The sequence below is a fragment of the Ralstonia condita genome, assembly GCF_958405655.1.
Classification (GTDB): domain Bacteria; phylum Pseudomonadota; class Gammaproteobacteria; order Burkholderiales; family Burkholderiaceae; genus Ralstonia; species Ralstonia condita.
Genome location: NZ_CATYWO010000001.1, coordinates 337,623 through 358,736, shown reverse-complemented (window position 1 = coordinate 358,736; position 21,114 = coordinate 337,623). Strand labels below are relative to the sequence as shown.

Annotated in this window: 21 protein-coding genes; 7 read left to right on the top strand and 14 right to left on the bottom strand. The window is 62.9% G+C overall.

Going from position 1 to position 21,114, the window contains the following annotated elements; translation table 11 throughout:
- The first annotated feature begins 41 nt into the window (after positions 1-41).
- The 3 genes from R2N03_RS01680 to R2N03_RS01670 all read left to right on the top strand — a co-directional run bounded on the left by R2N03_RS01680 (position 42) and on the right by R2N03_RS01670 (position 3,109).
- Positions 42-1,091: a CDP-6-deoxy-delta-3,4-glucoseen reductase gene (locus R2N03_RS01680; protein WP_316654488.1), complete on the top strand. Its 1,050-nt coding sequence runs from the start codon at positions 42-44 to the stop codon at positions 1,089-1,091.
- Between the two features lie 272 nt (positions 1,092-1,363).
- A complete protein-coding gene (locus R2N03_RS01675) occupies positions 1,364-2,551 on the top strand; it encodes an acetylornithine transaminase (protein ID WP_316654486.1) in 1,188 nt (395 codons plus the stop codon).
- A gap of 81 nt (positions 2,552-2,632) precedes the next feature.
- Positions 2,633-3,109 (top strand): GNAT family N-acetyltransferase, encoded by a 477-nt coding sequence (locus tag R2N03_RS01670; RefSeq protein WP_316654484.1) that lies wholly within the window; start codon positions 2,633-2,635, stop codon positions 3,107-3,109.
- 66 nt (positions 3,110-3,175) lie between these two features.
- On the opposite strand, the gene R2N03_RS01665 is transcribed toward R2N03_RS01670, so the two are convergent.
- The 7 genes from R2N03_RS01665 to R2N03_RS01635 form a co-directional block, all read right to left on the bottom strand.
- Positions 3,176-3,892, bottom strand: coding sequence for an ABC transporter ATP-binding protein (locus R2N03_RS01665; RefSeq protein ID WP_316654482.1), 717 nt, complete (start codon positions 3,890-3,892; stop codon positions 3,176-3,178).
- 16 nt (positions 3,893-3,908) lie between these two features.
- Positions 3,909-4,685, bottom strand: coding sequence for an ABC transporter ATP-binding protein (locus tag R2N03_RS01660; RefSeq protein WP_316654481.1), 777 nt, complete (start codon positions 4,683-4,685; stop codon positions 3,909-3,911).
- Between the two features lie 13 nt (positions 4,686-4,698).
- The gene (locus R2N03_RS01655) at positions 4,699-5,835 is read right to left on the bottom strand and encodes an ABC transporter permease subunit (RefSeq protein ID WP_316654479.1); all 1,137 of its coding nucleotides are present in this window, start codon (positions 5,833-5,835) and stop codon (positions 4,699-4,701) included.
- Between the two features lie 13 nt (positions 5,836-5,848).
- Positions 5,849-6,784: a branched-chain amino acid ABC transporter permease gene (locus R2N03_RS01650; protein WP_316654477.1), complete on the bottom strand. Its 936-nt coding sequence runs from the start codon at positions 6,782-6,784 to the stop codon at positions 5,849-5,851.
- Between the two features lie 210 nt (positions 6,785-6,994).
- Complete coding sequence (locus tag R2N03_RS01645; protein ID WP_316654475.1) at positions 6,995-8,203, bottom strand: branched-chain amino acid ABC transporter substrate-binding protein; 1,209 nt, start codon at positions 8,201-8,203, stop codon at positions 6,995-6,997.
- A gap of 454 nt (positions 8,204-8,657) precedes the next feature.
- Positions 8,658-9,632, bottom strand: coding sequence for a 4-hydroxy-3-methylbut-2-enyl diphosphate reductase (gene ispH / locus R2N03_RS01640; RefSeq protein ID WP_316654473.1), 975 nt, complete (start codon positions 9,630-9,632; stop codon positions 8,658-8,660).
- Positions 9,632-10,120: an FKBP-type peptidyl-prolyl cis-trans isomerase gene (locus tag R2N03_RS01635; protein WP_316654471.1), complete on the bottom strand. Its 489-nt coding sequence runs from the start codon at positions 10,118-10,120 to the stop codon at positions 9,632-9,634. The genes ispH and R2N03_RS01635 overlap by 1 nt, the downstream gene beginning before the upstream one ends.
- A gap of 118 nt (positions 10,121-10,238) precedes the next feature.
- Between R2N03_RS01635 and radC the strand changes: the two genes are divergently transcribed.
- From radC to nadB, 4 genes are all read left to right on the top strand, one after another.
- Positions 10,239-10,913, top strand: coding sequence for a RadC family protein (gene radC / locus R2N03_RS01630; RefSeq protein WP_316656484.1), 675 nt, complete (start codon positions 10,239-10,241; stop codon positions 10,911-10,913).
- A gap of 184 nt (positions 10,914-11,097) precedes the next feature.
- A complete protein-coding gene (rpmB, locus tag R2N03_RS01625; protein ID WP_004631999.1) occupies positions 11,098-11,331 on the top strand; it encodes a 50S ribosomal protein L28 in 234 nt (77 codons plus the stop codon).
- A gap of 13 nt (positions 11,332-11,344) precedes the next feature.
- Positions 11,345-11,515, top strand: a complete 171-nt coding sequence (gene rpmG, locus R2N03_RS01620; protein ID WP_003262397.1) for a 50S ribosomal protein L33 — start codon at positions 11,345-11,347, stop codon at positions 11,513-11,515.
- Positions 11,516-11,691: 176 nt separating this feature from the next.
- On the top strand, positions 11,692-13,293 hold the full coding sequence (nadB, locus tag R2N03_RS01615; RefSeq protein ID WP_316654429.1) for an L-aspartate oxidase: 1,602 nt from the start codon (positions 11,692-11,694) through the stop codon (positions 13,291-13,293).
- 3 nt (positions 13,294-13,296) lie between these two features.
- On the opposite strand, the gene nadC is transcribed toward nadB, so the two are convergent.
- The 7 genes from nadC to purN form a co-directional block, all read right to left on the bottom strand.
- Complete coding sequence (gene nadC, locus R2N03_RS01610; protein ID WP_316654427.1) at positions 13,297-14,184, bottom strand: carboxylating nicotinate-nucleotide diphosphorylase; 888 nt, start codon at positions 14,182-14,184, stop codon at positions 13,297-13,299.
- Entirely contained in the window at positions 14,181-15,329 is a 1,149-nt protein-coding gene (nadA, locus tag R2N03_RS01605) for a quinolinate synthase NadA (protein ID WP_316654425.1), read from the bottom strand. Before nadA ends, nadC begins: the two co-directional genes overlap by 4 nt.
- A 179-nt stretch (positions 15,330-15,508) precedes the next feature.
- Positions 15,509-16,699, bottom strand: a complete 1,191-nt coding sequence (locus tag R2N03_RS01600; protein WP_316654423.1) for a DesA family fatty acid desaturase — start codon at positions 16,697-16,699, stop codon at positions 15,509-15,511.
- A gap of 366 nt (positions 16,700-17,065) precedes the next feature.
- Positions 17,066-18,430, bottom strand: a complete 1,365-nt coding sequence (locus R2N03_RS01595; RefSeq protein WP_316654420.1) for a mechanosensitive ion channel family protein — start codon at positions 18,428-18,430, stop codon at positions 17,066-17,068.
- 12 nt (positions 18,431-18,442) lie between these two features.
- Positions 18,443-19,012 carry a phospholipase D family nuclease gene (locus tag R2N03_RS01590; RefSeq protein WP_316654418.1) on the bottom strand — a complete coding sequence of 190 codons (570 nt, stop codon included), beginning with the start codon at positions 19,010-19,012 and terminating at the stop codon, positions 18,443-18,445.
- On the bottom strand, positions 19,009-20,391 hold the full coding sequence (locus R2N03_RS01585) for an RsmB/NOP family class I SAM-dependent RNA methyltransferase (RefSeq protein ID WP_316654416.1): 1,383 nt from the start codon (positions 20,389-20,391) through the stop codon (positions 19,009-19,011). The genes R2N03_RS01590 and R2N03_RS01585 overlap by 4 nt, the downstream gene beginning before the upstream one ends.
- Entirely contained in the window at positions 20,388-21,038 is a 651-nt protein-coding gene (gene purN, locus R2N03_RS01580; RefSeq protein ID WP_316654414.1) for a phosphoribosylglycinamide formyltransferase, read from the bottom strand. The genes R2N03_RS01585 and purN overlap by 4 nt, the downstream gene beginning before the upstream one ends.
- Between the last annotated feature and the right edge of the window lie 76 nt (positions 21,039-21,114).

Sequence of the window (21,114 nt, the reverse complement as noted above, 5' to 3'; positions counted from 1 at the left end):
AAGGCGACCAGACACTCTTTTCAACATATTCGGATTGTAGTATGGCTTACCAGATCAACGTGCTGCCCAGCGGCCGCCAGTTCCAGGCCGAAGACGGCGAGACCATCCTTGCGGCGGCGCTGCGCCAGGGCATCGGCCTGCCGTATGGCTGCAAGAATGGCGCATGCGGTTCGTGCAAGGGCCACGTGCGCGAAGGCTCCATCGTCCAGGGCAACCACTCGCCCAACGCCCTGTCGGCCCAGGAAGCCACTGAAGGCCGCGCGCTGTTCTGCTGCGCCACGGCCGCCACCGACGTCACCATCGAAGTGCGCGAAGTGCACGGCGCGGGCGATGTCCCCATCAAGAAGATCCCATGCCGCGTCGCGTCGCTGGAAAAGGCCGCGCCGGACGTCACCATCGTCAAGCTGCAACTGCCTGCCACCGAGCGTATGCAATTTCTGGCGGGGCAGTACATCGAATTCCTGCTGCGCGACGGCAAGCGCCGCAGCTACTCGATCGCCAACCCGCCGCACGACGACGGCCCGATCGAGCTGCATATCCGCCACATGCCGGGCGGCGCGTTCACCGACTACGTGTTCGGCGCCAAGGAGGGTGCCCCAGCCATGAAGGAGCGCGACATCCTGCGCTTCGAGGGTCCGCTGGGCAGCTTCTTCCTGCGTGAAGAATCGGACAAGCCGATCATCCTGCTGGCCTCGGGCACGGGTTTCGCGCCCATCAAGGCGATCATCGAGCATGCCCAGTTCATCGGCAGCACGCGCCCGATGACGCTGTACTGGGGCGGCCGCCGCCCGCAAGACCTGTACATGCACGCCAAGGCCGAAGAATGGGCGCGCACGCTGCCGAACTTCACCTACGTGCCGGTTGTCTCCAACGCCCTGCCCGAAGACGCCTGGACAGGCCGCACCGGCTTCGTCCACCAGGCTGTGATGGCCGATCACCCCGATCTGTCGGGCCACGAGGTCTACGCCTGTGGTGCACCGGTGGTGATCAACTCGGCCCGCACGGACTTTGCTGCCCAATGCGGGATGCACCCGGACGCATTCTTCGCCGACTCGTTCACTTCCGAGGCGGACCTGCATCCGGCTGGGTGATCGTTGCGCGAATCCATACAGTGTCAAATTTCATTTTGACTTGACTTGGCATCCGTCTTATTCTTGCGCCTTATGAACCAAGCCCTGCACCTCCGACGCCGCCGTACGCTGCTCCCTCCGGGAAGCCACGCGGCTGTCTGCTGATTGCACGTATCGGTTCACAGGATTCGACGATCACAAGGCCACGGGCTCACCCCGTGGCCTTTGTCTTTTTCCAACAGCGCTTTTGCGACCTTTTCATCTTCCTGCCGCCTTTCTCTGGAGCTTTTGCCATGGCGTTTGCTGACTACCCCGTCCAGTCCCTGATGTACATCACCAACCGGCCCGAGATCGTCTTCACCGAAGGCAAGGGTTCGTGGCTGACGGATCACAACGGCAAGCGATATCTGGATTTCGTGCAGGGCTGGGCGGTCAACTGCCTGGGCCACTGCAACGACGGCATGATCGAAGCGCTGAACGCGCAGGCCAGGAAGCTCATCAACCCGAGCCCGGCGTTCTACAACGAGCCGATGGCCAAGCTGGCCGGCCTGCTGACCGCGCACAGCTGTTTCGACAAGGTGTTCTTCGCCAACAGCGGCGCTGAGGCCAACGAGGGCGCCATCAAGCTCGCCCGCAAGTGGGGCAAGAAGCATAAGAACGGCGCGTTCCAGATCATCACGTTCGACCACAGCTTCCACGGCCGCACGCTCGCCACCATGAGCGCATCGGGCAAGGCGGGCTGGGACACCATCTTCGCCCCGCAGGTGCCGGGCTTCCCGAAGGCCATCCTGAACGACATCGCCTCGGTGGAAGCGCTCATCACCGACGAGACTGTCGGCGTGATGCTGGAGCCGGTGCAAGGCGAAGGCGGCGTGCTGCCGGCCACGCCGGAATTCATGCAGCAACTGCGCGCCCTCACCAAGAAGCACAAGATCCTGCTGATCGTCGATGAAGTGCAAGCCGGTTGCGGCCGCTGCGGCACCCTCTTCGCCTACCAGCTCTCGAACATCGAGCCGGACATCATGACGCTGGGCAAGGGCATCGGCGGCGGCGTGCCACTGTCGGCACTGCTGTGCACGGATGAAGTCGCCAGCTTCGAGGCCGGCGACCAGGGCGGCACGTACAACGGCAACCCGCTGATGACGGCCGTTGGCTGCTCGGTGATCGAGCAACTCCTGGCGCCGGGCTTCCTGGCGGGCGTGCAGGAGCGCGGCGCTTACCTGCGCAAGCAACTGCTGCAACTGACCGAAGAATTCGGCCTGGCAGGCGAGCGCGGTGAAGGCCTGCTGCGCGCCCTGCTCCTCGGGAAGGACATCGGCGGCCAACTGGTGGAAGCCGCTCGCGAGATGAACCCGACCGGCCTGCTGCTGAATGCCCCGCGCCCCAACATCCTGCGCTTCATGCCTGCGCTGAACGTGACGACCGAAGAGATCGACACGATGATCGGCATGCTGCGCACGCTGCTGAAAGCACACGCCTAAAACGCATCGCATGACCCCGGGGGCGGCGCGCAATGCGTCGCCCTTCATCGCCCCATCGCTGCTCCCACTCTGAGGTTTGCCATGGCCTTGACGCGAGACGTTCCGGCCACGGGGATCGTGTTGTCTGATGATTCCGCGTGGCTCCCATTGGACGACATCTACGCTTTTCTCTCGCAGGAAACGTATTGGGCCCGCGGCCTGCCGCGCGACGTATTCGAACGATCGATCGCGAACTCGCTGTGCCTAGGCGCGTATCGACAAGCCGACGATAGCTCGCATGGTGACCTTGTGGGTTTTGCGCGCGTCATCACCGATCGTGCGACATTCGCTTACCTGTGCGATGTGTTCGTGCTACCGGATTGGCGCGGGAAAGGCATCTCGCACGCGCTGATGGATTTCCTGCGCGAGCACCCTGAGTTGCAGACCCTGCGCCGCACAGTGCTGGTGACAACGGGCGCCGACTGGCTTTATCGCAAGCATGGCTTTACCGATGTGCCCGAGGGCGTCGGCTTCATGCAATTGCACCGGCCGAACCTCTACACAGCCGCATCTGCCTGAAACGTGGGGCACGCGCAAAGAAAAAGCCCCGCAATTGCGGGGCTTCTTCGTGGTGCTTGAGGGTGCTTACTCGCCCAGGTAGGCGGCACGCACCTTCGGATCGTCCAGCATCTGCTTGGCATCGCCGCTCATGGTGATGAGACCGGAGTCCATCACGTAGCCGCGGTGCGCTGCCTGCAGCGCCAGGCGCGCGTTCTGCTCGACGAGCAGCACGGTCACGCCTTGCGCCGAGATGTCGCGCACGACCTCGAAGATCTTCTCCACCATGATCGGCGAGAGACCCATCGACGGCTCGTCCAGCAGCAGCAGCTTCGGTTGGCTCATCAGCGCACGCGCCATGGCCAGCATCTGCTGCTCACCGCCCGACATCGTGCCGGCCAGCTGGTTTGCACGCTCCTTCAGGCGCGGGAAGATGCCGAACATGCGTTCGATATCGGCCTTGATGTTGGCCTCGTCCTTTCGCGTGAAGGCACCCATCTGCAGGTTCTCGGTGATGGTCATGCGCGCGAACACGCCGCGGCCTTCCGGCACCATCGCCAGGCCCTGCTTGAGCAGGTTGTAGCTCGGCACGCCCTTGATCGACTTGCCGAGATACTGCACGTCACCGCCGGCCCAGCCCTGCAGGCCGGTGATGGCCTTCATGGTGGTCGTCTTGCCGGCACCGTTGGCACCGATCAGCGTGACCAGCTCACCTTCGCGAATCTCCAGATCCACGCCCTTGACCGCCTGGATGCCGCCGTACGCGACCTTCAGGCTGTCGATCTTCAACATTACTGGTTTCATATTCCGTTCCTCTGCGTCAGTGCGCTGACGCGCCGAGGTAGGCCTCGATCACGGCGGGGTTGCTCTGCACTTCCTGCGGCAGGCCTTGTGCGATCACCTTGCCGTAGTCCAGCACGGTCAGGCGGTTGCACAGGCCCATCACCAGCTTCACATCGTGCTCGATCAGCAGGATGGTCTTGCCGTCGGAACGGATCTTGTCGAGCAGGCCACGGAGTTCCACCTTTTCCGTGGCGTTCATGCCGGCAGCCGGCTCGTCCAGGGCCAGCAGCTTGGGCTGCGTGGCCAGGGCGCGAGCGATCTCCAGGCGACGCTGGTGACCGTACGACAGGTTGCGCGCCGTGTAGTTGGCATACTTGCCGATGCCGACGTAGTCCAGCAGGTCGTGCGCCCAGTCTTCGATGGACTGCTCTTCCTCGCGTGCCGCCTTGGTGCGGAACACCGCGCCGATCAGGCCGGCCTTGGTACGCACGTGGCGGCCGACCATGACGTTCTCCGCCGCAGTCATGTCGCCGAACAGGCGGATGTTCTGGAACGTGCGTGCGATACCGGCCTTGGCCACCTCATGCACGGCGGTCGGCTGGTAGGGGAGGCCGCCCAGCACGAATTCGCCGGCGTCGGGGGTGTACAGGCCCGTGATGACGTTGAAGAACGTGGTCTTGCCGGCGCCGTTCGGGCCGATCAGGCCGTAGATCTCGCCTTCACGGATTTCCAGGTTCACGTCGGATAGCGCTTGCAGGCCGCCGAATCGCTTGCTGACTCCTCGGATCGAGAGGAGGACGTTGTTATTGCTCATATGCGTGCCTCCATCAGATGCGGGACAACCCACCGACCCGCGCCTTCTGCGGACGGTCTTCCTTGCGCGGCGAGGGCCACAGGCCCGCAGGGCGATACAGCATCACCACCACCATCGCCAGGCCGAAGAGCAACTGACGCAGCACTTCCGCTTCCACGATCACATGGCCAAACAGCTTGTTCTGGATCGGCTCGGCCAGGGCACGCAGCAGTTCCTGGAAGCCCACCAGCAGGATGCCGCCCAGGATCACGCCCGGGATATGGCCCATGCCGCCCAGCACCACGATCGCCAGAATGTAGATCGACTCCCACAGCACGAACGATTCCGGCGACACAAAGCCCTGGAACGACGCGAACATCGCACCCGACACGCCGCCGAACGACGCACCCATGGCAAACGCCAGCAACTTGATGTTGCGGGTGTTGATCCCCATCGCCTTGGCAGCGATTTCGTCTTCACGGATGGCAACCCAAGCACGGCCGATACGCGAGTTCTGCAAGCGCAGGCATACGATGATGATGATCGCGGCCAGGATCACGAACAGGTAGTAGTACATGTAGACCGAATCGAAGCGGATGCCGAAGAAATCGTGGCGCTTCGAAAAGTCGAACCCGAAGATCTTGACCGGCTCAATCAGGTTGATGCCCTTCGGACCGTTGGTGATGTTCACCGGGCGGTCGAGGTTGTTCATGAAGATCCGGATGATTTCACCGAAGCCAAGCGTCACGATGGCGAGATAGTCACCGCGCAGCTTGAGCGTTGGCGCACCCAGCAGGATCCCAAACAGCGCTGCCAAGCCCGCACCCAGCGGAATCACCCACCAGACGACGAGATGCAGCCCGTTGGGGAACAGCTGGTGGATCCATTCAAACTGGTTGGACAAGTGCGGCGAGCCCAGCAAGCCCATCATGTAGGCACCCACCGCGTAGAACGCGATGTAGCCCAGATCGAGCAGGCCGGCAAAGCCCACCACGATGTTCAGGCCGAGAGCCAGCATGATGTAGAGCAGTGCGAAGTCCAGCACGCGCACCCAGTAGTTGCCACCTGCGGCACCGACAATGAACGGTGCGAACAGGGCCAGGACCAGGAAGCCGTAGAGCGCAGCGCGCGTCTTCTTCGGTGCCTTGAATTCAGTTGCAGTTTCTGTCATGGCGCTCCCCTTCTTATGCACGGTCCGCAACGCGTTCGCCCATGATGCCGGACGGGCGGAACAGCAGTACGCCAATCAGCACGATGAACGCGAAGACATCCTGGTAGTTCGAACCGAACACACCGCCAGTCAGATCACCGATGTAGCCCGCACCCAGTGCTTCGATCAGGCCCAGCAGAATGCCGCCCACCATGGCGCCCGCCAGGTTGCCGATACCGCCCAGCACCGCGGCGGTAAACGCCTTCAGGCCGGGGATGAAGCCCATGTAGAAGTGAGCGTTGCCGTAGTTGGTCGCCATCATGACGCCGGCGACCGCAGCCATGGCAGCACCGATCATGAAGGTGGCGGAGATCACGAAGTTCGGGTTGACGCCCATCAGGCCTGCCACACGCTGGTTCTCGGCGGTGGCGCGCATGGCGCGGCCGAGCTTGGTGCGGTTGACCAGCAGGATCAGCCCGATCATCACCAGGATCGACACCACGATGATGGCGATTTCCTTGCCGGTAATGGTCGCGCCGGTCGAGCCGATGTCGATCGGGCTCGACGGCAAGAGCTCCGGGAAGCTCAGCGGGTTGCGCGACCAGATCATCATGGCCAGGGTCTGCAGCACGATCGACACGCCGATGGCGGTGATCAGCGGCGCCAGGCGCGGCGCGTTGCGCAGCGGCCGGTAGGCGACCCGTTCGATGGTGTAAGCGACGATGGCGCAAACCGGCATCGCAAACAGCAGCGCCAAGACCAGGGTGGCCCAGTCAGGCAGGTTGGGGAAGAACTTCTGGAGGAAGTTGATGGCGGTCAGCGCAGACATTGCGCCAATCATCAGAACATCGCCGTGAGCGAAGTTGATGATGCCGAGAATACCGTAGACCATGGTGTAGCCAAGTGCGATCAGCGCGTAAATGCTGCCGAGCACCAGACCGTTCACGATCTGCTGGATAAAGATATCCATGAGAACAGCTCCTGCTATGCCTTGCTTTGTTGTAGGCGACGGGATGACGTGCCCGCAAGGAATGCGATCAATCGGATGGGTAGGGTGAGATTGCTGGTAAGCGGCCTGCCGACGCACCCATGGTGAGGGTCTTGTGTAACTGGCGAGGCTATAAAAAACGGCACCGCAAGGGTAGGCGCGGTGCCGTTTTCAAGGGCGGTAACCCTTCGATTACATCTTCACAACGTCAAGAACGGTCTTCTTCTTGTCCTTGTAGTTGTACAGGGTGATGGAACCTTGCTTCAGGTCACCCTTATCGTCGAACGAGATGTTGCCGATCACGCCGTTGTAGTTGGTTGCCGGCATGGCAGCCAGGATCTTGGCCGGATCGGTCGAGTTGGCACGCTTCATCGCGTCGATGATCACGTTGACAGCGTCATACGTGAACGGTGCGTAGATCTGCACCGGCGTGTTGAAGCGCTCTTGGTACTTCTTCTCGAACTCGGCGCCCTTCTCCATCTTCGACAGCGCCAGGCCCGCTTCCGAGCACACGATGTTGTTGATCGCGTCGCCGGCCAGTTCAGCCACCTTGTCGGTACACACGCCATCGCCGCCGACGATCTTGGCCTTGATGCCCAGTTCCATGGCCTGCTTGGCGAACGGACCACCCGTGGCGTCCATGCCGCCATACATGATCACGTCCGGCTTCTTGCCCTTGATCTTGGTCAGAATGGCCTTGAAGTCGGTCGCCTTGTCGTTGGTCGCTTCACGCGCCACGACGTTCACGCCGTCTGCCTTCGCGGTCTTCTCGAACTCGTCAGCGAGGCCCTTGCCGTAGGCGGTGGCGTCATCAACGATTGCCACGGTCTTGGCGCCCAGGGTCTTGGCGGCGTAGTTGGCCAGTGCCGGACCTTGCTGTGCGTCGGTCGCGACCACGCGGTAGGTCGTCTTGAAGCCTTGCTTGGTGTAGTCGGGGTTGGTCGACGACGGCGAGATCTGCACGATGCCTGCATCGCTGTAGATCTTCGAGGCCGGGATCGACACGCCCGAGTTCAGGTGGCCGACGACGGCAACGACGTGCTCGTCAACTAGCTTCTGCGCCACGGCGGTGCCGGTCTTCGGGTCACCCGCATCGTCTTCACCGACCAGCTCCAGCTTGATCTTCTTGCCGTCGATGGTCAGGCCTTCCTTGTTGGCTTCTTCGACGGCCAGACGTGCGCCGTTTTCGTTGTCTTTGCCAAGGTGAGCAATACCGCCGGTGAGCGGTGCCGCGTGACCGATCTTGACGACGGTCTCGCCGCCGCCAGCAGCTGCGGCCGGAGCCGACGTTGCTGCAGGTGCAGCAGCTTGGTCTGCGGGCTTTTCCTCGTTCTTACCGCAAGCTGCTACGAGTGCCACGGCAGCCGCAAGCGGCAGAACTTTGGCAAACTTAATTTGCATGAGTGATCTCCTAGATCTCGCAAGAGCAAGGAGAGCGTCCTGCCTCCCGGCCGCTCCCCCCGCGCCGATTGTTTCAATTTGAAACGCGCGCATTGTATCCCCTTTTTTTGCGGATGCAATACGCGTCGCAACAACGTTTTTTGCAGTAACTACGCCGCTTTACGGGCTTTCCCCAATGCCCAAACAGGCGTCATTTCGCGCAGGCATTCGCGAATGGCGAGGAGCTTTATCAAGAAGCATGCCAGAGTAAGGGAAACCCCGTATCTGTGCGGGCTGGCGGGCGATATACACGGTAGAGCAAGGCTTCGCCGGCATTGGAGGCGATTTTGCGATGCACAAAAAGAAACGGCCACCCGAGTTAGAGTGGCCGTCTTTTTAACCAAAAGCGCTTCATGCACCGCATTAGGGCGCACTATTGTTGTGCGCTTTTAAGTGGGCATTTACATAACGGCATTCAATTCGTTTGAAGCCCCCTCGGAAGGGGGAAGGACATGTTTTCCTGAATCCCCTCGAGCGGACGGACGGTGCGCGCACCCAGCAGCTTGAGCCGATCGACAATCGACTGGGCCAACTCTTCCGGCGCTGAAGCACCCGCCGTCAGTCCCACGCGGCGTTTGCCCGCCACCCACTCCGGGCGGACCTGCTCGGGCGTGTCCACCATGTAGGCGGGCACGCCCAGCTTCTCGGCCAGCTCGCGAAGACGGTTCGAGTTGGAACTGTTCGGGCTGCCGACCACGATCACCACTTCCACCCGGGGCGCCATGAACTTCACGGCATCCTGGCGGTTCTGCGTGGCGTAGCAGATGTCCTGCTTCTTCGGCTCGTTTACCGCGGGAAAGCGCGACTTGATCGCAGCGACAATTTCCTGGGTCTCGTCCACAGACAGCGTGGTCTGTGTCACATACGCGAGGCGCGTCGGGTCCCTCACCACGAGGTGCGCAACGTCCTCCACAGACTCGACCAGCAGCATGCCGTCATCGGCCTGGCCCATGGTGCCCTCCACTTCCGGGTGGCCCTTGTGCCCGATCATGATGATCTCGAAGCCCTGCGAGCGCATCTTCGACACCTCGACGTGCACCTTGGTGACCAGCGGGCACGTCGCGTCGAACACACGCAGGCCGCGCGCCTCGGCAGCTTCGCGCACCGCGCGCGACACGCCATGGGCGCTGAAGATGACCGTGCCGCCCACCGGCACGTCGTCGAGTTCCTGCACGAACACCGCGCCCTTGTTGCGCAGATCGCTCACCACGTAGGCGTTGTGGACGATCTCGTGACGCACGTAGATGGGCGCGCCGAACAGTTGCAGCGCGCGCTCGACGATCTCGATGGCGCGATCCACCCCAGCACAGAAGCCTCGCGGTTGCGCGAGCAGCACCTCGGCATCGGCCTGGGTGACGGGATCAACCGAGGCGTTCGTGGTCGTGTTCATTACAGAATGCCGATCAGCTGGACTTCGAACACGATCGTCTGACCAGCCAGCGGGTGATTGAAATCGAACAGCGCGGACGTCTCGCCGACTTCCTTCAGGACACCGGCATATTTGCCGCCGCTCGGCGCGTTGAACTCAACGAGATCGCCGGGCTGGTAGTCCTCTTCAAACGAAGAGTTCTCACGCAGCGTGGTCAGCGAGACACGCTGGAGCAGATCCGGATTGCGCGGCCCGAACGCGTGCTCGGGCGCCAGGCGGAATGTCGTGCGTTCGCCTTCGCGCATGCCGAGCAGCGCCTGCTCCAGCGTGGGCGCCAGCTGGCCCTGCCCGAGCAACAGCGTCGCAGGCTTGTCGCCAAAGGTGGTCACGATGTCCGTGTCGTTTTCCAGCGCGATGCGGTAGTGCAGCGTCAGATAGGAATCCGGCCCAACCACCTTGCCTGCGCTGCCCGGCGTCCCCGCGGACGCCTCGTTCACCAAATTTTGCACGTTGAACCCGCTTGACCAAAAAGTAACCCGCTATTGTACGTCAGCCCCCCTCCTCTCGACCGATGCGGCTTGCGCTGCACAGGGAGGAATGGCGCCCCCCCACACCCATCTTTTCTCTATGGCAATCGTCGACTGGCCTGCCCACGAGCGGCCCCGCGAAAAACTGCTCGCCCATGGCCCCGCCGCGCTCTCCGACGCAGAACTGCTGGCCATCTTCTTACGCGTGGGGATGCCTGGAAAAACCGCGGTCGACCTGGCACGCGAGCTTCTGTCGCATTTCGGCTCGCTGGGGCGGCTTTGCCATGCGTCGCGACAAGAATTCTCGTCGATCAACGGCATGGGGCCCGCCAAGTACGCGCAACTGCATGCGTTGCTGGAGGTCGCCCGGCGCGCCCTGAAGGAAGAGATCTCGCATGGGCAGACCTTCGAGTCCTCCCAAACCGTGAAGGACTACCTGCGCTTGACGCTTGGCCACCGCCCGCACGAAGTGTTCGCCTGCCTGTTCCTTGACGTGCGACACCGGCTGATCGCCCTGGAAGAACTGTTTCGCGGCACGTTGACGGAAGCCCGCGTCTACCCGCGGGAGATTGCCAAGCGTGCGCTGCATCACAACGCGGCTGCCGTCATCCTGGCGCACAACCACCCCAGCGGCCACGCCGAACCGAGCGCATCCGATATCACCCTGACCAAAGAGCTGTGCCGCGCGCTGGCCCTGTTGGACGTGATCGTCCTGGATCACATGATCGTTGGCCGCGCCTCGGTATACGGCTTCCTCGAACACGGCCAGATGTAGCGCTGGCGCCGCACCACACCCCCTCCAACCCCAATCCATTGATCTCTTTGATTTCTCAGCGGTTTTGTGTGTATAATCCGCGTTTCGCTGAAGTGTCCCACCTCTACAGTGGCGCTGCGCATGGTTTAAGTCCTACGCGCCCGGTCGCAAACTGTAGTCATACGAATCAAGTTAGGAGTGCTCCATGGCACGCGTCTGTCAAGTGACCGGGAAAGCGCCGATGGTCGGCAATAACGTTTCCCACGCCAACAACAAGACCAAGCGCCGTTTTCTGCCGAACCTGCAGAATCGCCGCTTCTGGGTTGAATCCGAAAACCGCTGGGTCAGCCTGCGCGTCTCGAACGCTGGTCTGCGCCTGATCGATAAAAAAGGCATCGACGAAGTGCTCGTGGACCTGCGCGCACGCGGCGAAGTCTAATTAGGAGTTAAACATGGCCAGCAAAGGCGGACGCGACAAGATCAAGCTGGAATCGACCGCAGGTACGGGTCATTTCTACACGACCACCAAGAACAAGCGCACCAAGCCGGAAAAGATGGAGATCATGAAGTTTGATCCCGTCGCCCGCAAGCACGTCGCTTACAAGGAAACCAAGATCAAGTAATCCACGCGATTGCCTGCCTTGTTTCCGCCGGCACGACCGGCACCGAGAAACCCGCCCCGTGGCGGGTTTTTTGTTGCCCTCCGCGCGGCGAGAGCTGGGGTGTACACTGCTCTTCTTTTCGATTGACACGCGACTGTGCTGGCTCGCTGCCGCGTGTATCCAACGTCTCGCGTCTCATGAATTACGATGTTGCCGTCGTCGGCAGCGGCCTGGCGGGCCTGACCGTCGCCCTGCACCTCGCCGATCACCGCCGCGTGGTCGTCATTAGCAAACGCAGCTTGCCGGAAGGCGCCAGCGACTGGGCACAAGGCGGCATCGCAGCCGTGCTCGATTCAAGCGATAGTCATGACGAGCACGTCGACGACACGCTCATTGCCGGCGCCGGCCTGTGCGACGAGGCAGCAACGCGCTATATCGTCGAGAACGGGCGCGCCGCCATTGAATGGCTGATCGGCCACGGCGTGCCCTTCACCCGCGACGAGCAGGCCGAACTCGGCTTCCACCTGACACGCGAGGGCGGCCATCGCCATCGCCGCATCATCCACGCGGCAGACGCCACCGGGCATGCCGTGGTGACGACGCTGGTGGCAAAGGTGCGCAACCACCCCAATATCACCCTGCTGGAAGACCACTTCGCGATCGACCTGATCACGGATGCGAAACTGGGTCTGCCCGGCATGCGCTGCCACGGCCTGTACGTGCTGGATGCTGCATCAGGCCACGTCCAGACGCTCACTGCCAACCACACCGTGATGGCAACGGGCGGCGCAGGCAAGGTTTACCTCTACACGACGAATCCGGACACGGCCAGTGGCGACGGCATTGCCATGGCCTGGCGCGCAGGCTGTCGCGTGGCGAACATGGAGTTCATCCAGTTCCATCCGACGTGCCTGTATCACCCGTTCGCCAAATCGTTCCTGATTACCGAGGCGGTACGCGGCGAGGGCGGCAAGCTGATCCTGCCCGACGGCACGCGCTTCATGCCCGCGCACGATGAACGCGCCGAACTGGCACCACGCGACATCGTTGCCCGCGCCATCGATTTCGAAATGAAGAAGCGCGGCCTGGACTGCGTATACCTCGACATCAGCCACCAGAGCCCCGAATTCCTCAAGGAGCACTTCCCGACCATCCTGGCACGCTGCATGGAGCTGGGCATCGACATCACACGCCAGCCGATCCCGGTCGTTCCGGCCGCCCACTACACGTGCGGCGGCGTGGTGACCGACCACCTCGGGCGCACGGACATCGCGGGCCTGTATGCGGTTGGCGAGACGGCCTACACCGGGCTGCACGGCGCCAATCGGCTTGCCAGTAATTCGCTGCTGGAATGCATGGTGATCGGGCGTGGCGCAGCGGAAGACATCCTTGCGCAACCGCAATCGAAGGCGGCTCCGGTACATGTGCCCGCATGGGACGAAAGCCGCGTGACGGATGCCGACGAGGAAGTCGTCGTCTCGCACAACTGGGACGAGCTGCGCCGCATGATGTGGAATTACGTCGGCATCGTCCGCACGAACAAGCGGCTCGAGCGCGCGCAGCACCGCATTGCCCTGCTGCGTGAAGAGATTACCGAGTACTACGCTAACTTCCGTGTCAGCGCCGACCTGCTCGAGCTGCGCAATCTTGTTGAAGTGGCCTCGCTCATCGTGGACAGCGCGCTGTCCCGCCATGAGAGCCGCGGGCTGCATTTCTCGCGCGACTACCCCGAGACGCTACCCAAGGCCCTGCCGACGGTCATGCAGCCGACACATCGGCAGATTGCACGCAGGGGCTGAGCCTTATTCGACGATGCGCAGCGAGTAATCGGTCGCGCGCACGTCCTTCGTGAGCGCGCCAACCGAGATACGGTCCACGCCCGTCTCTGCAAACGCGCGGATCGTGTCGATATTCACGCCGCCGGACACTTCCAGCAGCGCCCGGCCCGCTGTCAGGCGCACGGCCTCCCGCATCGCCTCGGTATCGAAGTTGTCGAGCAAGACGGACGTTGCGCCTGCCCCCAGCGCTTCATCGAGTTGCGCGAGCGTTTCCACTTCCACCTGGATCGGTACGCCTGCATTGAGCGCCTGGGCGGCGCGCAGGACCGCCGTCACACCACCGGCGGCAGCGATGTGGTTTTCCTTGATCAGGATGCCGTCATACAGCGCCAGGCGCTGGTTTTCACCGCCGCCGATGCGTACCGCATACTTCTGTGCAAGGCGCAGCCCGGGAAGCGTCTTGCGCGTATCCAGCACGCGAGCGCGCGTGCCTGCGATGACCTGGGCATAACGCGACGTGGCAGTTGCCACGCCGGAAAGCAACTGCAGGAAGTTCAGCGACGGACGCTCGGCCGTCAACAGGGAACGCGCGGGCCCTTCGATCTCGCAGACCACCGAATCCGGCGCCATGACGTCACCTTCGTGCTGACGCCAGGTCACGCGAAGCGCGGGGTCCACTGCCTGCATGCATGCGTCGAACCAGGGCGTGCCGCACAACACGGCGCGCTCTCGCACGATCACGCGGGCGCGCACTCGACGATCCGAGGGCACCAGCAAGCCGGTCCGGTCGCCCGTGCCGACATCCTCCGCAATGGCTGAGGCCACGTTGGCAGCCAGCGCCTCGCGCAGCGCCGGACCGAAGCTGTCGAAAATCGCCTGTGCCGCGCTCGCGTTCATTTGGGTTGCCGTCATGCCGGGCCGATTCCTTGGAAGAGTTGTGCACTGGCCGCCAGGTCGCCCTGCGGTCGAACCACGGCCTTCTCGCGCGCGGCAAAGTCCAGCATGCGATCGATGCAGACGACGGCCTGCTTACCGATGGCCGGATCGACATGGATTTCGTTCCGACCGGTTTCCAGCACTTCGGCCAGGTTTGTCAAAGCGTTCATCGCCATCCAGGGGCAATGCGCGCAGCTCTTGCAGGTCGCGCTGTTACCGGCCGTCGGTGCCTCGATGAACCGCTTGCCAGGGGCTGCCAAACGCATCTTGTGAAGGATGCCGTTATCGGTCGCAACGATGAACGCATTGGCTGACAGCGACTGCGCTGCCGCAATCAACTGGGAGGTCGACCCCACCACGTCCGCCTGCGCCACCACCGACTCCGGCGATTCCGGATGCACAAGAATTTTCGCGTCCGGGTGTTCGGCACGGAGCAGGTCCAGCTCCACACCCTTGAACTCGTCGTGCACCAGGCACGAACCCTGCCAGAGCAGCATGTCGGCACCGGTCTGCTTCTGGATGTAGCTGCCGAGATGCCGGTCGGGCGCCCACAGTATCTTCTTTCCCTGCGCGTGGAGGTGTTGCACGATCTTCAAGCCGATGGAGGATGTCACCATCCAATCCGCACGCGCCTTTACGGCCGCGCTGGTGTTGGCATAGACGACCACGGTACGGTCCGGATGCGCGTCACAAAACGCGGCAAATTCGTCCGGCGGGCAGCCCAGGTCCAACGAGCACGTCGCGTCCAGGTCAGGCATCAGCACGGTCTTTTCGGGGCTCAGGATCTTGGCAGTCTCGCCCATGAAGCGAACCCCGGCCACGACCAGCGTCTTGGCCGAATGGTCGCGGCCAAAGCGCGCCATTTCCAATGAATCCGACACGCAGCCGCCCGTCTCCTCGGCCAGATCCTGCAAATCGGCATCGACGTAGTAATGCGCGACCAGCACGGCCTCGCGTTCCTTGAGGAGGCGCTTGATGCGGGCCTTCAGGGTGTCTCGCTCTTCGCGCGACAGCACGGGCGGCACCTTGGCCCAGGCGTGGGCGACACAGCTGGCACCGGATTGCGCCTCGGTGAGCATGTCCGGGCGCTCGAATTCAACCGTCTTGATGTGGGCTTCCATGGTGGTCTCCCCGTCCGGCAGGGCGCCAAGAAACAGGCTCGGCAATGAAACGGACGGTGTATGAGGAGGACTCGCGCCGCGATGCGTTGTCGCAGCTTCCTAAGGCGATGAGTTGGGGGCAGTTTACCCAAAAGAAAAGCCCCGCTGCGGAGCGGGGCTTCACCTATGAAACAGAAAGATCAGGCGTAGCGGCGCAGGCGCACGGCAAACTCCTGCAGCGCGTGGATACCGCTTTCCTCCGCGCGCTTGCACCATTCCTGCAGTTGGCTCAACAACTGCTCGCGCGACGCATTCGAGCGGCTCCACAGGGCGCCGAGCTCGCGGCGCATCTCGACGAATGTGTGCAGGGACGAGTGGTCCGACACGATTTGCGAGAGCTGCTCGCGTTGCGGCGCGCCGAGCTTGGCTTCGTCGCGGTGGAACCACTTGCGCGCCGGCTTGAGTGCGCGATATTCAACATCGCGGGATGCCTTCATCTTCGCCAGTTCCTGCCGATAGGCCAGCTTGACGGTCTTGGCATAGCGCGCCATCACGTCGTAGCGGTTGGCGATAATGGCTTCCAGGGTGTTCTGGTCAACCGGCTTCGCATCCACAAAACGTGCTTTTGGCGCAACTTTCTTGACTTTGGCCAGACCCATGATTTCCAGGGCGCGGATATAGCCCCAGCCCACGTCGAACTCGTACCACTTGATCGAGAACTTGGCCGACGTGGCATACGTGTGGTGATTGTTGTGCAGTTCCTCACCACCGATGATCAGGCCCCACGGAAACACGTTGGTCGAAGCGTCTTCGCAGTCGAAGTTGCGATAGCCCCAGTAGTGGCCCAGGCCATTGATGATGCCGGCGGCGTGGATCGGGATCCAGAGCATCTGCACGGCCCACACCGTCAACCCGAGCGCGCCGAACATCAGCACGTCCAGGATCAGCATCAGGCCTACGCCCTGCCAGGTGAACTTCGAATACAGATTGCGTTCGATCCAGTCATCAGGCGTGCCATGACCGAACTTCTGGATGGTTTCCTTGTTCTTGGCCTCGGCGCGGTAGAGTTCGGCGCCTTCCAGCAAAACCTTCCGGATGCCGCGGGTCTGCGGGCTGTGCGGGTCGTCTTCGGTCTCGCACTTGGCGTGGTGCTTGCGGTGGATGGCAGTCCATTCCTTCGTAACCATGCCGGTGGTCAGCCACAACCAGAAGCGGAAGAAATGCGCGGGAATCGGATGCAGGTCCAGCGCACGATGGGCCTGGCTACGGTGCAGAAAAATCGTAACGCCCGCGATGGTGATGTGTGTGACCACCAGCGTAAAAATCAGGATTTGCCACCAGGCCCAATTCAGGATGCCGTTAGCAAGAAAATTCAGGGTGGAGTCGATCAAAGCACTCTCCGGGGTCAACTCGGGGTCATAGAAACAGCCTGGTTCGAAACGGCCGAGGCTGAATCTTCAGGCCATCCGCTGTCGCTGGATCGCGACAAGGAGGTCGTCTGGGCGCGGTATTGGGTGTCAGCACCTGGCTTGCGCGTCACATAGCCGGCTTCATGCCAATGCCATTGATATGACGTCCGCAACTCCGCAATGCAAGCCATTCGCGGCACTTTGCCGCAAGTAGCAAGCCACCGCCGCGGAGCCGTCTCTTTCTTTGCAAGAGTACCCATGATTCTAACCGAATACCCCTTATGAATCATGGGGGAAAACCGCAGATTTGACCCAGGACAAGGGGGCACCGTTGCGCCCCTTCCTGCGCTAGGCAGAGACGGACGGCCCGGCAGACGAGGCGCCAAGGTCACTCCTTGCGGCCGAAGACGGCTCCGTCGCCCCCAGCACGCGCACCTCACGCTGCGGGAAGGGAATCTCGATTCCCGCCGCCTTGAAGCGACGATAGATTGCCCGGTTCAAATCGGACTGCACGCCGAGCTTGCCGTTGTGCGGATCGTTGATCCACACGCCGAGTTCGTACTCGATGCCGCTATCGGCAAAGAGCACCAGGAAGGCGGCAGGCGCAGGGTCTGTAAGTACGCGCGGGATGCCCTCGGCGCATGCCACCAGCAGGGCCAGTACCGTTTCCGGTTCGGCCGCGTATGAAGCCTGCACGCGCACCGCGACTCGCACGGTGCCGCGTTCGTTGTGGTTCTGCACCGCTTGGGCGACCATCAACTCGTTCGGCACCAGCGTGTCGCCATCACCGTTGCGCACGACGGTGTAGCGCGTGCGGATCTGCGTCACGATGCCAGTGAAGCTGCTCACCGTGATCTGGTCGCCAAGCTTGAGTGAGCGCTCCAGCAGGATGATGAAGCCCGAGACGTAGTTACTCGCGATCTTCTGCAAGCCGAAACCCAGGCCGACCCCAAGCGCACCTCCGAATACCGACAGGACCGTCAGGTCGATGCCCACCAGCGACAAGCTCAGCAGCAAGGACACCAGCAGCAGCGCCGCCTTGGCGACACGCGAAAGCACCACCTTCAGGTTGGCGTCCAATGCCGAAGCGCGCGTGATGCGGCTGTCCAGCCATGAGCCAAACCACATCGCGACGAGCACCGTGAGGAGAATCCACACCGCGCCCATCAGCATGGCTGCCAGGCTGACTTTCTGTTTACCACCCACGGCAAACCGGATGCTATCGAGGTAATCGATCACATCCCCGAGCACGCCGAGCACGTAGAGCACCATGCCGATCCACATCAGCGTGGTGAGGACGCGCTCCACCAGCACCAGCATCCCGTGCAACTCGCCGTTCGCAGAGAGCACGCGACGCAGCACGTAGAAGGCGAGGTACAGCATCGCCAGGCTGAACAGCGGCACCGCGGCCAACCGGAACACGCTGATCGGCATGGTGCCCACCAGCGCATAACGCGCGCCCAGCACCAGCAGCCAGCCGAACAGCGGGAACATCGCCCGCTCCAGGCTCGACCACGCGAAGCGCAGCGCAAAGGTGTCGTCGACATGGCGGGTACGCAAGCGCCGTACGATGGGCCGTGCAATCAGCCAGGCAGCCGCCAGCAAAGCCGCCAGTACACCGAGTTGCCAGATGAAGCGTGGGCCGCCGAGGTCGGAGACGATGTCGCCGATCATATGGCCCAATGCAATGTGGTTCAGGGGAAAGCCATTCATCGGAAACCGCGCCTATTGCGCGCGATAGGGCAGCGCATCGCCCGCGTGCTTTTGCCAGTTGGCGGCATAGCGCTGCGCAAGGTCGGGATCGCCTCGCACGATCAGCACGTTTTCAGCGTTGCCGCGCTGCGCGGTCTGCGTGAAGTTGAAGCTGCCGGTCACCAGCACCGGATGCGCGCCGCGCGGGTCGATCACGATGACCTTGTTGTGGGCGTTCTTGTACCGGACCTCCAGCAAGACCGGAATGCCCGCGTTGGCAATGTCGGGCACGCGACTGCCATTCGCGCGCATCATCTGCTCGCGGTCAGCCAGTACCCGCACGTCCACGCCGCGCTGGTGCGCCGACAACAACGCCCGCACGATCGCCTTGTTGGACAGCAGATACGCCTGCACCAGCACTTGCTCGCGCGCCTGATCGATGGCATCGGCCAGGAGGCCTTCGATATCGTCGTCGGGCGTAAAGGCAGCCTGGACCGTGCCCTTGGCGGGGAGCACCGGCGGCGTACCACGCGCCTGCGCGACGCCACCTGCGCCGCACGCCAGGACGACAGCCAGCAGCCAACCCCATTGGCGCGCCTTCATGCGCGGCGCTCCAGCACCGCCGCGAAGAAGCCATCGGTCTGATGCACGTGCGGGTAGAGCTCCAGATAGGCACCCATTTCCAACGGAATCTTCTGCGCGGCGAGCACCTCGCCGGCAGGCACGAGCACGAAGTCATCATGCGCGGCCAGGAACTGTTCGACCACCTGCTGGTTCTCGCGCGCGAGCACGCTGCAGGTTGCATAGACCAGACGGCCGCCCGGCTTCAGCAGGCGCGCAGCCGACGCCAGGATCGATTGCTGCTTGGCCGACATTTCTTCGATGGCCTGGGCGGATTGGCGCCACTTCAGGTCTGGATTGCGGCGCAGTGTGCCGAGCCCGCTGCAAGGCGCATCGACCAGCACGCGATCGATCTTGCCGGCCAGACGCTTGACCTTGGCATCGTGCTCGCTGTCGATCCGGCTCGGATGGACGTTGGACAAACCGCTGCGCGCCAGCCGGGGGCCAAGATTCGACAACCGCTTTTCCGACACGTCGAAGGCGTACAGACGCCCAGTCGAGCGCATTGCAGCGCCAATGGCCAGCGTTTTACCGCCAGCGCCCGCGCAGAAGTCGACCACCATCTCGCCACGCTTGGGCGCCAACAGCTGGCACAGCAACTGGCTGCCCTCATCCTGCACTTCGACCGTGCCATTGGTGAAGATGTCGAGCTTGTTCAGCGCCGGCTTGCCTGCCAGGCGGATGCCCACCGGCGACAGCGGTGCCGCAGCGCTCTCGATACCGGCTTCGGCCAGCGTGGCGAGCACCCCGTCGCGATCGCCCTTGAGGGTATTCACCCGCAGGTCCAGCGGTGCGGGAGCCAACCACGCCTGGGCCAGCGCTTCGGTGAAATCCGCGCCATGCTGCGCGACCAATGCGTCAAACAGCCAATCCGGCAGATTGGCGCGCACGCGCGGCGCCAGGGCTTCGCGGTCGCGCATTGCCCAACGATCCAGCCATTCCGCTTCAGCCGGACTCAGGAACGGGGCGATGGCGTCACGGCCAGCGGTCTGCAGCAGGCCGAGCAACACCAGGCGGCGGCGCGCCGGGCCGGTGCCGCTTTCGGCAAACTGGCCGAATTCCACCTTGCGACGCAATACCGCAAAGGCCGCTTCGGCAATGATGCCGCGCTCGCGATGGCCAAGCTCGTGATGCTCACGGAAGTACTGGCTGACGACCATGTCGGCCGGTGCAGCAAAGTGCAGCAGCCGCGCGAGCACCTTGTCCAAATGCTCCAGATGACTACCGTGCACACCGGTGCGTGGGCGAGGCGCACTGCCCTGCGGCCGCTTGCCCTGCGGCGCCCGATACCATCCTCCGCCGGAGGTGGGACGCTGTTTGCCTGTCGCGTTGCCACGCGGGCGCTGACGTTCCTGGCTCATGCTACCTCCGCGGCGTCCGCGCCAATCACGAGTTGCGAGACATCCGGCGACACCCGGACCACCCCCTGGTCAAGGCTCAAGCGCCCCTCCACAAACCAGCGCACGGCGCGCGGATAGATCACATGTTCCTGCGTCAGCAGCCGTGCGGCGAGCGTATCCGGTGTGTCGCTCTGACGGACCTCGATGGCTGCCTGCAGCACGATCGGGCCGTGGTCTAGCTCGGCGGTCACGAAATGGACCGTCGCACCGTGAACCTTCACGCCCACGGCAAGCGCCTGCTCGTGCGTGTGCAGGCCCGGAAAACAGGGCAACAGCGACGGATGGATGTTCAGCATGCGTCGCTCGTAGTGCTTCACGAAACCGGCAGTCAGGATGCGCATGAAGCCGGCAAGCACAACCAGATCGGGCGAGAAGCCGTCGATTGCTTGCGCCAGGGCCGCATCAAAGCTCTCGCGGTCCGGATAACCCTTGTGGTCCACGACCGCGGTGGCAATGCCATGCGAGGCCGCAAACCCGAGCCCCGCAGCATCCGGGCGATTGGAGATGACGGCAGCAATCCGGCCCGGCCAGCCTTCGGATTGGCATGCGCGAACGATGGCTTCCATATTGGAGCCCCGCCCGGAAATCAGAATGACGATGTTTTTCATCGCGGCATTTTATCAAGTGTGCCGCATTCCCCCCATGAAAATGCGGTGTGACGCCTGCATGGCCACGTGGCAGGGA

Coding starts and splice junctions, on each gene's coding strand:
- ispH (WP_316654473.1), bottom strand. CDS start 9,632: ATGAACACGACCACGAACGCCTCGGTTGATCCCGTCACCCAGGCCGAT.
- rpmG (WP_003262397.1), top strand. CDS start 11,345: ATGGCCAGCAAAGGCGGACGCGACAAGATCAAGCTGGAATCGACCGCA.
- R2N03_RS01665 (WP_316654482.1), bottom strand. CDS start 3,892: ATGAAACCAGTAATGTTGAAGATCGACAGCCTGAAGGTCGCGTACGGC.
- R2N03_RS01655 (WP_316654479.1), bottom strand. CDS start 5,835: ATGACAGAAACTGCAACTGAATTCAAGGCACCGAAGAAGACGCGCGCT.
- R2N03_RS01660 (WP_316654481.1), bottom strand. CDS start 4,685: ATGAGCAATAACAACGTCCTCCTCTCGATCCGAGGAGTCAGCAAGCGA.
- R2N03_RS01595 (WP_316654420.1), bottom strand. CDS start 18,430: ATGAATGGCTTTCCCCTGAACCACATTGCATTGGGCCATATGATCGGC.
- radC (WP_316656484.1), top strand. CDS start 10,239: ATGGCAATCGTCGACTGGCCTGCCCACGAGCGGCCCCGCGAAAAACTG.
- purN (WP_316654414.1), bottom strand. CDS start 21,038: ATGAAAAACATCGTCATTCTGATTTCCGGGCGGGGCTCCAATATGGAA.
- R2N03_RS01670 (WP_316654484.1), top strand. CDS start 2,633: ATGGCCTTGACGCGAGACGTTCCGGCCACGGGGATCGTGTTGTCTGAT.
- nadB (WP_316654429.1), top strand. CDS start 11,692: ATGAATTACGATGTTGCCGTCGTCGGCAGCGGCCTGGCGGGCCTGACC.
- R2N03_RS01680 (WP_316654488.1), top strand. CDS start 42: ATGGCTTACCAGATCAACGTGCTGCCCAGCGGCCGCCAGTTCCAGGCC.
- rpmB (WP_004631999.1), top strand. CDS start 11,098: ATGGCACGCGTCTGTCAAGTGACCGGGAAAGCGCCGATGGTCGGCAAT.
- nadA (WP_316654425.1), bottom strand. CDS start 15,329: ATGGAAGCCCACATCAAGACGGTTGAATTCGAGCGCCCGGACATGCTC.
- R2N03_RS01585 (WP_316654416.1), bottom strand. CDS start 20,391: ATGAGCCAGGAACGTCAGCGCCCGCGTGGCAACGCGACAGGCAAACAG.
- R2N03_RS01650 (WP_316654477.1), bottom strand. CDS start 6,784: ATGGATATCTTTATCCAGCAGATCGTGAACGGTCTGGTGCTCGGCAGC.
- R2N03_RS01645 (WP_316654475.1), bottom strand. CDS start 8,203: ATGCAAATTAAGTTTGCCAAAGTTCTGCCGCTTGCGGCTGCCGTGGCA.
- R2N03_RS01675 (WP_316654486.1), top strand. CDS start 1,364: ATGGCGTTTGCTGACTACCCCGTCCAGTCCCTGATGTACATCACCAAC.
- R2N03_RS01590 (WP_316654418.1), bottom strand. CDS start 19,012: ATGAAGGCGCGCCAATGGGGTTGGCTGCTGGCTGTCGTCCTGGCGTGC.
- nadC (WP_316654427.1), bottom strand. CDS start 14,184: ATGACGGCAACCCAAATGAACGCGAGCGCGGCACAGGCGATTTTCGAC.